Source organism: Corallococcus sp. CA053C, from assembly GCF_003611675.1.
GTDB lineage: Bacteria > Myxococcota > Myxococcia > Myxococcales > Myxococcaceae > Corallococcus.
In genome coordinates, this window is sequence record NZ_RAWA01000313.1 from 1 (window position 1) to 11,744 (window position 11,744).

Genomic DNA, 11,744 nt, shown 5'->3' on the forward strand with positions numbered 1-11,744 from the left:
GTCCGGGCCGAAGTCCACCGCCGCCGCCAGCAGGTTGCGCGCCGCGTTCCCGCTGAAGAGGCGGGCCAGCGTCGTGGTCTCCACATCCAGCCAGCGCGCGGCCTGGCGCAGCACGTCCAGGTACTCGCCCTCCATGGCCTTGGGCGGCCGGCTGGGGGCGGCCATGCAGACGCGGGCATAGCTGTGCTCGCGGTCCACGTACATGCCCATGGAGCGGTCGCGGAAGTCCTTGGACAGGGCCTGCGTCATCGCGTCCAGGTGCTCCTCGGGGGAGGAGACCTTGCCGGACGTCTTGCCGGACACGAGCGGGATTTCCGCCACGTGCCAGCCACCGTCGGCCAACGCGTCCGGGCGGGCTTCCACCCACTTCACTTCCGGAGTGGGCAGCTCCAGGCCCTCGCACACGCCCTTGAGCGTTTGACGCAGGGCGGTGAGATTACCTTCGACGTCGGAGAGGAAGAGAACAAGGCGTCGCTGCTGGGACACGCGGGGGGCTCCTTGGGTGGCCCCGTGAAAGCCCCGGCGTTACCCGAGAATTTCCAGAAGTGTCCACGCCCGCCTGCTCTCCTGGCGAAAGAGGGCGGGCGGGCAGGGCTCGGGACTCAGAGCGGGATGTTACCGTGCTTGCGCGGCGGGTTCTCCTGGCGCTTGTCCTTGAGCATCTCCAGGGCGCGGATGACCTTGGCGCGAGTGTCTTCCGGGCGGATGACCTCGTCGATGTAGCCCAGCTCCGCCGCCTTGAAGGGATTCGCGAACTTCTCCCGGTAGTCGTCGGTGAGCTTCTTGCGCTCGGCGTTGGCGTCCTGGGCCTTCTGGATCTCGCCCCGGAAGATGATGTTCACCGCGCCCTCGGGACCCATCACCGCGATTTCGGCGGTGGGGTACGCGTAGTTGATGTCCGCGCGGATGTGCTTGGACGCCATCACGTCGTACGCGCCGCCGTAGGCCTTGCGCGTGATGAGCGTGATTTTCGGGACGGTGGCTTCCGCGTACGCGTAGAGCAGCTTGGCGCCGTGGGTGATGATGCCGCCCCACTCCTGGTCGGTGCCGGGCAGGAAGCCGGGCACGTCCACCAGGGTGAGCAGGGGGATGTTGAAGCAGTCGCAGAAGCGCACGAAGCGCGCGGCCTTCACGCTGGCGTCGATGTCCAGGCAGCCGGCGAGCACCGCGGGCTGGTTGGCGACGATGCCCACGCTGCGCCCGTTCATGCGCGCGAAGCCGACGACGATGTTCCGGGCGAAGTGTTCCTGCACCTCGAAGAAGTGCTTGTTGTCGACGATGGCCCGGATGATCTCCTTGATGTCGTAGGGCTTGTTCGGGTTCGCCGGGACGATGGTCTTCAGCGACTCTTCCGTGCGGAACGCGTCGTCGTCGTTCGGCTGGACCGGCGGGTCCTCCTGGTTGTTGGAGGGCAGGTACGAGAGCAGCTCGCGCGTCATCGCGATGGCGGCCTGCTCGTTCTCCGCGGCGAAGTGGGCCACGCCGGACTTCTGGTTGTGCGTGAGCGCGCCGCCGAGGGCCTCCTTGGAGACCTCCTCGTGCGTCACCGTCTTGATGACGTCCGGGCCGGTGATGAACATGTACGACGTGTCCTTCACCATCATGATGAAGTCGGTGATGGCGGGCGAGTACACCGCGCCGCCCGCGCACGGCCCCAGGATGAGGGAAATCTGGGGCACGACGCCCGACGCCAGCGTGTTGCGCAGGAAGATGTCCGCGTAGCCCGCGAGGCTCTCCACGCCTTCCTGGATGCGCGCGCCGCCGGAGTCGTTGAGGCCGATGACGGGCGCGCCCACGCGGGTGGCCAGGTCCATGATCTTGCAGATCTTCTGCGCGTAGGCCCCGGACAGCGAGCCGCCGAAGACGGTGAAGTCCTGGGCGAAGACGAAGATCTGGCGACCTTCCACGGTGCCGTAGCCGGTGACGACGCCGTCACCGAGGATCTTCTTGTCGCCCATGCCGAAGTCGTGGCTGCGGTGGGTGACGAACTTGTCCAGCTCGCTGAAGGAGCCAGGGTCCAGGAGCAGGTCGATGCGCTCGCGGGCCGTGAGCTTGCCGGCCTCGTGCTGCTTGGCGATGCGCTCGGTGCCGCCGCCCTGCTCGGCCTGCTTCTCCATCTGCTGGAGCCGTGCGCGGAGAGGATCCTTCTCGGGGGTTGCGTCCATGAGTCGGCGCTCTAACACGATTGGAGGGGCGGTCGCAGCGCTTCCCTTGCCACCGGAGGGACGGGCGGACGGGCGGGCTTCGCATGCACCGGGAGGGGCCCAGACAGAAGTTCAGGATTTCCAACACCGGGCCCATGTCCATGCCGGGCACGGTGGGGAGCGGGGAGGCGACGATGCGTGCGCGGCCGGGAGCACTCCAGGTGGGCTCGTTCCGGGGGGTGCCCATCCGCATCCACTTCTCGTTGTTGCTCGCGCTGCCGCTGTTGGCGTTCTCCTTCGCCGGGACGTTCCAGCAGGCGGCGGCCGCGGCGGACGTGCCGCCGGGCAGCCTCCCCGGACATCCGCTGGTGTGGGGGCTGGTGGTAGCGGTGGGACTGTTCGTGTCCGTGCTGCTGCACGAGATGGCGCACACGCTTTATGCGCTGGGCCACGGCGGCGCGGTGAACGGCATCACGTTGATGATTGTCGGCGGTGTGTCGGAGCTGGCGGAGACGCCCAGGAAGCCGCGCGACGAGGCGTTGATGGCGCTGGTGGGGCCGCTGACGAGCCTGGGGCTGGCGGTGGTGCTGGCCGGCGCGACGTGGCTCCTGAAGGGCCTGGGCTTGTTCCCGTTGCAGTTCGCGGGCTTCACGCTGGCGATGCTCAACGGGGTGCTGGGGGTGTTCAACCTGCTGCCCGCGTTCCCCATGGATGGGGGGCGCATCGTGCGCGCGGCGCTGACGCCCCGGCTGGGGGTGCTCCGGGCGACGCGGGTGGCGGCGCTGCTGGGGCGGGCGTTCGCGGTGCTGTTCGGCGTGTGGGGCGTGGTGTCGCTGAACCCGTTCACGCTGGTCATCGCCTTCTTCGTGCTGATGGGCGCGGAGGCGGAGTCGAAGCAGGTGCGGATGCGGGTGGTGCTGGAGCACGTGCGCGTGGCGGCGCTGATGACGCCCCGGGCGGTGGGCGTGGACCTGGACCTGACCATGGCGGACGCGCAGTGGGCGCTGCGGCGCGAACACACGCAGATGCTGCCGGTGACGAACGGGGGCCATCCGGTGGGGCGCGTGTCGTGGGCGGTGGTGGAGGGCATCAAGGAGGACGAGCGGGCCGGGTGTCTGGTGCGCGAGGTGATGGAGGACGGCGTGGTGGCGGAGCTGTGCGAGGACGGGTGGACGGCGCTGCGGCGGATGGCGGAGGCGGGGGTGCCGCAGCTCGCGGTGGTGGACGAGGAGGGGCTGCTCGCGGGCACGCTGGACTGGAACGACCTGCAGCGCGGGATGACGCGGGCGGAGCAGGAGCTGGACCGCAAGGACTCGCGCACGGGATGGCCACGGGAGCGGCCGGCGTGAAGGGCGCCGTCCCAGCAGGCGGGCGTGGCTGACCGGGGCTGTCGGCAGGGAGGTGCGGGGCGAATAGGGTGGACGGCGATGATGCCTCCGCCCCGGGAGACAGCGTTGGCCGCATGCGCCCCCGGCGTCTCCGCCGAGCTGTGGGAGCGCCCGTGAACCCGCTCGCGGAGCTGATTGAAGCGGAGCTGGCGCCGCTGGTGCGGCAGTGGATGGAGCAGGTCCATGCGCGGTTGGCGCCCGACGTGCGCATCGGGCCGGAGCTGCTCGACCACATCCCGGACGTGCTGCGGGACCTCGTCTCCTGTCTGCGCCAGGGCGTCATCCCGGAGACGATCCCGACGGCGCGGGAGCACGGGCGGCAGCGCCACCGCATCGGCTTCAGCCTCAAGGCGCTCGTCAGCGAGTACAACCTGCTGAGCGACCTCATCCTCGACCGCGTGGAGGCGTGCGGCCTGCCGGTGACGTTCACGGAGCTGCGGATCCTCAACCGCTTCTTCTCCACCGCCATCGCCGAGGGCGTGTCGGAGCACCACGAGCGCAGCGAGGCGCTGGGGTTGCAGCTCGCGGAGAGCGAGCATCGCCTGCGCCTCATGGTGGAGGGGCTGGACGCGGGCAGCTTCAGCCTGGACCTGGCCCGCGGGCAAGGGGATGCGGACGCCCGCTTCCAGGCCATCATCGGCCTGAACGGGGGCGTGCCCTTCACGCTGGAGCAGACGGCCCGCGCCAGTCACCCGGAGGACCGGGCGCGGCTGCTGCTGGCCATCGAGGAGGCCACCGAGGGGCGGAACGAAGGGTTCTTCCTGGTGGAGCATCGGCTCCTGCCGTCCCTGACGGGGGCGGTCCGGTGGGTGGAGCTCCGGGGCCAGGTCACCCGGGGCCCGGACGGACGGCCCGCGCGCCTGCTGGGCACCGTCGTCGACATCACCGTGCGGAAGCGGGCGGCCAGCGAGCGCGAGAAGCTGCTGGGCGAGGTGGAGGCCGCGCACAACCGGCTGCTCAGCCTGTTCGACCACGCGCCCGCGTTCCTCGCCTTGTTGCAGGGACCCGAGCACGTGTACGAGGTGGTCAACACGCCCTACCAGCGGCACGTCGGCGTCACGCGCAAGCTGGTGGGCCTCCCCGTGGCGCAGGCGCTGCCGGAGCTGGTGCCGCAGGGGTTCGTGGCGCTCCTGGACGGCGTCTTCCGCACGGGCACGCCGTACATCGGGCGAGAGATCTTCGTGCGCTTCGACCGGCACGGCACCGGCGAGCTGGAGGACGCGTACGTCGACTTCGTCTACCAGCCGCTGCGCGACGCCCGGGGCCAGGTGGAGGGCATCGTCGTCTTCGGCCTGGACATCACCGAACAGGTGCGGGCGCGGCAGCGCGTGGAGGTCCTGGCGGAGAAGGTCCGGGCGAGTGAGACCCAGTTGCGTCAGGTGACGGACGCCATCCCGGTCCTCGTGTCCCTGGTGACGGCGGACGAGCGCTACGGCTTCGCCAACCGGGCCTATGAGGACTGGTTCGGCTGCTCCCGGGAAGACCTGGTCGGGCGCCCCCTGCGGGAGATCATCGGGGAAGCGGCCTACGCGGTGCTGGGGCCCTACGTGCGGCGAGGCCTGGCCGGGGAGAGCCTCTCCTTCGAGCAGCTCGGCGTGCCCTACCGCCTCGGGGGCACCCGGGACGTGAGGATGACCTTCAATCCCTACCGGGACTCGGAGGGCAGGGCGGGTGGTTACGTCGCGCTCCTCCAGGACATCACGGCGCAGCGCCGGATGGAGGACGCGCTCAAGCAGCAGGCGGAGTTCGAGCAGCACCTCATCGGCATCGTGAGCCACGACCTGCGCAACCCGCTGGGCGCCATCCTGCTGGCGGCCACCGCGATGGCGCGGCGCGAGGACCTGGACGAGCGCAGCCGCAAGAGCGTGACGCGCATCCAGAACGCGGCCGAGCGGGCCACGCGCATGGTGAAGGACCTGCTGGACTTCACCCAGGCGCGGCTGGGGGGCGGCATCCGCATCGAGCGGCGGTCCGCGGACCTGCACGAGCTGGCGCGCGGCGTGGTGGACGAAGTGGAGGCGGCCTGGCCGACGCGGGAACTGCGGGTGCGGCGTTCAGGCGAAGGGCGGGGCCTGTGGGATCCGGACCGGGTCTCCCAGGTGGTGCAGAACCTGATCACCAACGCGCTCAAGTACAGCGCCGAGGACACGCCCATCGAGGTGGAGACGCTGGGCGAGGACGACGCGGTGACGCTGTCGGTGCACAACCAGGGCCCGCCCATCTCCCCCGAGCGACTGGACTCGCTCTTCCAGCCCCTGCAGCGGGGCACGGCGGAGATCGACCGGGCGGGCCGCAGCGTGGGGCTGGGGCTCTACATCGTGCGGTCCATCGTGGAGGCCCACGGAGGAAGCATCCGGGTGCAGTCCACCGCCGAGGAGGGCACCACGTTCACCGTGCGCCTGGCGCGGCAGCCCGCGCCCGACGGCGGGGGTTGAGCGGGCCTTCGGTTTCTTGCCTGGGATTCGCTAGCGTGGGTCGCCGTGCCCACTGCGTCCTCCCCACTCCTGTGCGTTGTCCGTGCCTCAATCTTGCTCTGCCTCATGGGCTGCGGCTCGGCCACGGTCGGAACAGTGGCCTCCGCGAAGTGGGTGGGGCCGCTGATGCCTTCGCCGCTTGGGGGGCAGGTTCGGACGGTCATCTATTACGGGCCCTGGTTGTGCAGTGCTGCGTTCATGACCCGCTGCGAGCGCAAGTGCGCGGCTGAGGGCCACCCGCTCATGGGCTGTATCTGGTTGGCTGACTTCAAGGGGGACTGGGAAGGGCGTTTCATGGGCTTCGCCGCGGCAGCAGGTGGGCGCGCCGCGATCACGCACTGTTGTTGTGACTATCCGAAGGTCACGGACCTGGAGCGTCGCCGGAAGACCTGGGACCGCGCGCGCAAGTCGTTCCGTGAGGAGTGGGGGGAGGAGTTTGGCGCCTGGCCTCGAAGTGGGGATGCCTGGCCCGGGCATCACATCTTCGACCTCGCGCATGGAGGCGAGCCCACCGCACCGGCGAACGTGCTGCCCGTGCCCCGGGACGTCCACGACGTCTTCAACACGGAGTACCCGGCATGCTACGCGCCGGGCGGTCGATGGCGTTCCGTGGGACCTGACCACCCCTACGTGGACTGAGGACGACACGATGTCCATTGAGCGCTTGCTGGCTGAAATCTCGCGGAGCCACTTTCCCAATGCACCCGCGACGCCCGCGCAGTTGGCCGCATTCGAAGTGCGGGTGGGGTGGGTGCTTGATGCGGACCTCCGCGCCTTCTATCTGCACTGCGATGGGGCCACGCTGTTCCAACCGCGTCAGGAAGATCCCAACTACCGCATCCTGTCCCTCGCGGAGATCCAGAGGGCACGCATCGCCATGCGTCGTCGCGACGAGGACGCCTTCGGACCGGCCTCCTGGTACACGCTCCTCTACCTCCAGGACTCCGACTACATCGTGCTGGATGCGGCACGGCAGGCGAACGGGCGGTATCCGCTCCTTGACGCTTACCACGAGACCTATCCCCTGGAGGTTCGGCCCATTGCTTCGTCCTTCAGTGAGTTTCTGGAGAAGGCGCTTGCCAGCGGGGACGACTATTTCTGGCTGGAAGATTGAGCGCTCGCGCGGTGCAGGCCGTCTGGCTCTGGGTTATCTAATACTACCCGGTCACTTCGGGCACCCTCCGAGGAGGATTTGCCCTCGGAGATCCGCAGCGCCCCTGGGGAAATGGCCAGTCGTATTAGTAGGGAATGTCATCGTCTGGGGACGTGGCCGCCTCTACTGGGACGCGGGCACAACTGTCGCAGAGTCTCTTTCCGGAGAACTCACCTGTGCCCGGCGCGGTAACCATAGGCCATGGGGCAGTGTACGGGACGGCCTTACGGCACTTCGCGCACCTGGAGGAAGAGAACCGGCAGTTGCGTGAAGAGAACCGGCAGTTGAAGGAGCGGCTGAATCTCAATTCGAGCAACTCCTCGAAGCCGCCCTCCTCGGATGCCCCTGGCACCCCGCGCCCGCCGAAGCAGCGCACGGGCCGCGGCCCCGGTGGCCAGCCAGGGCACAAGAAACACGAGCGGCGTTTGCTGCCGCCCGAGGCGGTGAAGCACGTCGTCGAGCTGGTGCCCAGTCAGTGCAAGGGCTGTCGGCGGCGGCTGGTGGGCAGGGACTGCGAGCCGCGCCGCCACCAGGTGGTGGAGGTGCCGCCGCTGTCGGCCATCGTCACCGAGTACCGCAGCCATGCGCTGGCGTGCAGCGCGTGCGGCACGCTGACGCGGGCGCCCGTGCCCGCGCACGCGCGCAGCGCCTTCGGCGAGCGACTGGGAGCGTTGGCGAGTCTGCTGGTGGGCAAGTACCGGCTGTCCAGACGGCTGGTGAAGGATGCCCTCTCGGACATGCTGGGCGTGGACGTGTCGGTGGGCAGCGTGGTGAATCTCGAAGGGGAGATGACCGACGCGCTGGCCCCAGCGGTGGCCGGGGCCCGCGCGTATGTGCAGGCGGCCGACAAGGCCCACGCGGACGAGACGGGATGGGTGGAGGGACGCAAGGAGGGCCGGGGCCATCGTGCCTGGTTGTGGGTGGCAGCCACGGCCCGGGTGGTGGTGGTCCACCTCGCGCGAAACCGTAGCGGCAAGGTGGCCCAAGCCCTGCTGGGGAAGGACTTCCTGGGCATCCTCACCACGGACCTCACACGCGACTTCCAAGGCTTCATCGACCGCGGAGGCGAGGGCGGTCGTCTGGGCACACGGTTGATGCGCGAGCGCAACCGCTTCTTCAAGTGGTGGCATCGGGTGCGCGACGCAACCCTGGCTCAAGCGGAGTTCGAGCAGCGGATGAAAAAGGTGCGGCGCACGGTGGGCCGGCGGCTGCGTCAGGCCGAGGTGCGCGCGGAGAAGAAGACGGCGGGCATGGCGCGAGAAATCCTCCAGTGGGAGGAGTGCCTTTGGACGTTTGTCGATGTGCCCGGCATCGAGCCGACGAACAACTTCGGTGAGCAGTGCATCCGCCACGCCGTCATGTACCGCAAGACGTCATTCGGAACGCAAGGACCCGAAGGCAGTCGCTTCGTCGAGCGCATCTTCACCGCGGTCTCCACGCTCAAGCGACAAGAGCGGGGTGTGCTGGACTTCCTGACGGACACGCTGCGCACGCACCGTCGGGGCCTGCCGCCACCCTCGCTGCTGCCTCTCGCGGAGGCCCCTCCGTTCGTGTACGCAGCATGAGCCGGTGAACGGTTACAATGAGTCTTGTAACCGCGTATGAGACGGCCTCGAAAATAATTTCTAGCTGAGCGGACGTCACAGAAAGACATCAATGCCTTATTACGTCATGGTTTGCGAAGGCAAGCATCCGATCATGCCAATCCGGAAAGGGCCACGCAAAGGAGGCTGGCGCTTGGGGCGCCTGATTACCGATCCGGTCGCGCAACCGCTTGTCTACGAACTGGACAGCAACTACCCCGGCTCCCCGAAGGCCATGTACAGTGCCGAATCTGCACCGCTGATGCACGACTCGGTCCGCATGGCGCTGACCTCGGCAGGGGTGTCGAACATCCAGTATTTCGACGCTGTGCTCAAAGACCCCGCGTCCGGCAAGGAACTCCTTGATTACAAGGCCTTCAACATCGTCGGCCTTGTCGCATGTGCTGATATGGGCGCATCGGAAGTGATGGGCACATCGGACTCGGCAATGGGCGACGCTGATTTCCATGCACTTGTGATTGATGAAACGAAAGCCGGCGGGCAGTTGTTATTCCGGCTTGCTGAAAACATCAGCGCAATTGTGGTGCACGACCGCATCAAACAGGCCATCGAAGCCGCTGGCATTCCAGGTTTCGTGTTCTACGGCCCTGGCGAATGGTCTGGCTAAGAGTCCCTAACAAAAGTCAGGTTTGAAGGCCCCTGAAGAGTATCAGGCAGCAGCCGAGCACGAGGAGGGCGAAGTAGACATCGTCCCGGCGTTCATCGCGCACACGCAGGCGCCGCTGCTGGTGATCCACGCGTTGGTGCGCTCCACCACCCAGCGGTGCCGCCCCAGCCGCTGCTTCGACTCGATGCCGGGCCGTGCGATGCGTGCCGTGATTCCGCGCCGGCGCAGGCCCCAGCGGTTCTTACGCGAAGAGTAGGCCTTGTCCGCATGCAGCTTGCCGGGTCGATGCCGAGGGCGACCGCGGGGCTGCTTCACGTCGGGCACTGCATCCAGCAAGGGGAACAGCTCGTGGGTGTCATGGACGTTGGCTCCCGTCAGACTCTCGGCCAGGGGCAGGCCCTTTCTGTCGACGAGAAGATGATGCTTGCTACCCGCCTTCGCTCGGTCCGTCGGGTTCTTGCCCGTGAGGGCCCCCCTTTTGAATCCCGGGCCGACGAGGCGTCGATAGATGCGCGACTGAAGTCCACCAAGCCCTTCGGTCCCAACTCGTTGAGCAGTTCGCGCTGGAGTCGCTCGAACACCCCGGCCCGCGTCCTCTGCGCCAGGCGCCTCCAGGCTGTCATCCCCGACAGACCGAACTGCTTGGTGGGGAGCATCTCCCAGGGGATGCCGCTCCTGAGCACGAAGATGATGGCCTCCAAGGCGGCCCGGTCGTCGGCGCGCGGCCGGCCGGGCTTCTTCTTCTTGGGCACTGGAAGCAACGGAGCCACTCGCTCCCACAGCGCATCCGGTACCAGTTCACGAACCACTCGCCTCAGGTGCTCATGACCCGCTTATCCGTCCACTCTAACGTCCACCTTCAATCCTGACTTTTGTTAGGAGCTCTAAACACAGCGGCCCGCTCCAGGAACTCCTGGGCGGGCCGTTTGGCGTTGGAGATTCTAGTTGAGCGTCAGGGCTTCTCCGGCAGCGTCCAGTTCACCCAGAAGCGGTGCGCTCCGTTGGGCGCGCTGTCGAGCCAGCCGGTGATGCGCTCGCTCTTCGCGAGCAGCGGCCCCAGCTCCGTGCTCGCGCCGAAGAAGGCCGCCATCCGCTCGTCGCCCATCACGTCCATCAGCGACACCTGGGACAGCGCTCGCGCCACCTTCTTCGGATCCAACGTGAAGTCCACCGCGCGGGCCAGCGGCGCGCCCTTCTCCGGCACCGACGCCAGCACCGTCTGCGTCACCGCCGAATCGTTGCCGAACACCAGGTGCCGGCCCTTGAGCCGCACGTAGACGCTGCCGCCCTTGGCCTCCATCGAGTAGCCGTCGTCCAGCGCCTTGGCTCCCGGGAACTTCGCCAGCGGGGCCAGCGCCGCCTTCACCGCCGCCGGATCCAACACCTCCGCCGCCAACGCCTGCTTCGCGGCGAAGAAGCGCACCTCCGGCTTGCGCAGCGAACCCCGCACACTCACCGAATCCACCCCGAACAACAGGTGCCCGGTGAGCTGCTTCGCCAGCGCGTCAGTCATGCCCTTCACCTGATCCGCCGGACACGTGGGACACACCATCTGCACCGCGTCCCGCACGGAGCCCACCGCCTGTGCCACGCCCGTGGGCGCCACCTGCGCTCGCGCGAACAGCAGGCCCGAGGCCGCCATCGCGCCGTAGGGGCTCGTGCCCTGGGACTGGAAGGGCGGCAGGGGCAGCTTCGTCGCCGTGCCCTCCACCTTCAGCCCGTTGACCGTGCCGTCCAGCCCGAACACGCCCTGCTGCGTGGCCACGTACAGCACCCCGGGCACCGCCCCCATCCGCGCGTCCGCGGCCGGCGCCTTGAGGGACACCAGCTTCGCCGCCTCCTTGCGCAGGGCCTCGTCCGACTCCGTGGTGCTCAGGAAGGCGCACGCTTCCGCGCCCTTGATGACGTAGCCCGCGAAGCTGCCCATGCCCGTGGTCGCGCGCAGCGTCGTCACGCCCTTCACCGTGCCCGCCTTCACGTCGCCGTTGCGCGCGAGCACGTTCGCGGACGCCTCCTGGAACACCTTCGCGTCCTTCACCCGCGTGCAGGACAGGCGGCCGTCCTGGCGCATGGACACGGACAGGGGCCCCGTCGCGTCGATGCCCAGCTCCGCCAGCGACTCCGGCCGCGTGACGTCGATGGGCAGGAACGGGTGCAGCTCCCCACTCCACGACGCGGGGTTGAGCATCTGCGAGGACGCCCCGGCGCGCGTCATGAACGCGGTCAGCCCCTGGAGCTTGTCGAGCTGCGGGATGTGGAGGACCGTCACCGTGGAGGAGGCGACGCGAGGCGCGGGTGCGGCCGCCAGGGTGGCGGCGAGGGCGAGGGCGAGCATCCCCCCAAGTGAGAGCACCCCACCGCCCCTGTCAAGGCA

9 protein-coding genes and 1 pseudogene are annotated in these 11,744 nt (G+C 68.4%); 6 read left to right on the forward strand and 4 right to left on the reverse strand.

Going from position 1 to position 11,744, the window contains the following annotated elements:
* Together D7V97_RS31210 and D7V97_RS31215 are read right to left on the reverse strand one after the other, a co-directional pair.
* On the reverse strand, nt 1-486 hold a 486-nt coding region (locus D7V97_RS31210; protein ID WP_120614281.1), incomplete at its 3' end, for a hypothetical protein.
* 116 nt (nt 487-602) lie between these two features.
* A complete protein-coding gene (locus tag D7V97_RS31215) occupies nt 603-2,165 on the reverse strand; it encodes an acyl-CoA carboxylase subunit beta (RefSeq protein WP_120614275.1) in 1,563 nt (520 codons plus the stop codon).
* A 173-nt stretch (nt 2,166-2,338) separates the two neighbouring features.
* On the opposite strand from D7V97_RS31215, the gene D7V97_RS46675 reads away from it, so the two are divergent.
* From D7V97_RS46675 to D7V97_RS31245, 6 genes are all read left to right on the forward strand, one after another.
* The gene (locus tag D7V97_RS46675; protein ID WP_120614282.1) at nt 2,339-3,493 is read left to right on the forward strand and encodes a site-2 protease family protein; all 1,155 of its coding nucleotides are present in this window, start codon (nt 2,339-2,341) and stop codon (nt 3,491-3,493) included.
* Between the two features lie 152 nt (nt 3,494-3,645).
* Nucleotides 3,646-5,967: a PAS domain-containing protein gene (locus D7V97_RS31225; protein WP_233583340.1), complete on the forward strand. Its 2,322-nt coding sequence runs from the start codon at nt 3,646-3,648 to the stop codon at nt 5,965-5,967.
* Nucleotides 5,968-6,300: 333 nt separating this feature from the next.
* A complete protein-coding gene (locus tag D7V97_RS46135; protein ID WP_233583341.1) occupies nt 6,301-6,645 on the forward strand; it encodes a hypothetical protein in 345 nt (114 codons plus the stop codon).
* Nucleotides 6,646-6,655: 10 nt separating this feature from the next.
* Nucleotides 6,656-7,120 carry an SMI1/KNR4 family protein gene (locus tag D7V97_RS31235; protein WP_120614277.1) on the forward strand — a complete coding sequence of 155 codons (465 nt, stop codon included), beginning with the start codon at nt 6,656-6,658 and terminating at the stop codon, nt 7,118-7,120.
* Nucleotides 7,121-7,254: 134 nt separating this feature from the next.
* Nucleotides 7,255-8,724 carry a transposase gene (locus D7V97_RS31240; RefSeq protein WP_255424852.1) on the forward strand — a complete coding sequence of 490 codons (1,470 nt, stop codon included), beginning with the start codon at nt 7,255-7,257 and terminating at the stop codon, nt 8,722-8,724.
* A gap of 91 nt (nt 8,725-8,815) precedes the next feature.
* On the forward strand, nt 8,816-9,370 hold the full coding sequence (locus D7V97_RS31245) for a DUF1629 domain-containing protein (RefSeq protein WP_147445046.1): 555 nt from the start codon (nt 8,816-8,818) through the stop codon (nt 9,368-9,370).
* A gap of 16 nt (nt 9,371-9,386) precedes the next feature.
* On the opposite strand, the pseudogene D7V97_RS31250 reads toward D7V97_RS31245, so the two are convergent.
* Nucleotides 9,387-10,179, reverse strand: a pseudogene (locus D7V97_RS31250) (IS5 family transposase).
* Nucleotides 10,180-10,322: 143 nt separating this feature from the next.
* The coding region (locus D7V97_RS31255; RefSeq protein ID WP_368668974.1) for a hypothetical protein at nt 10,323-11,744 on the reverse strand (1,422 nt) is incomplete at its 5' end.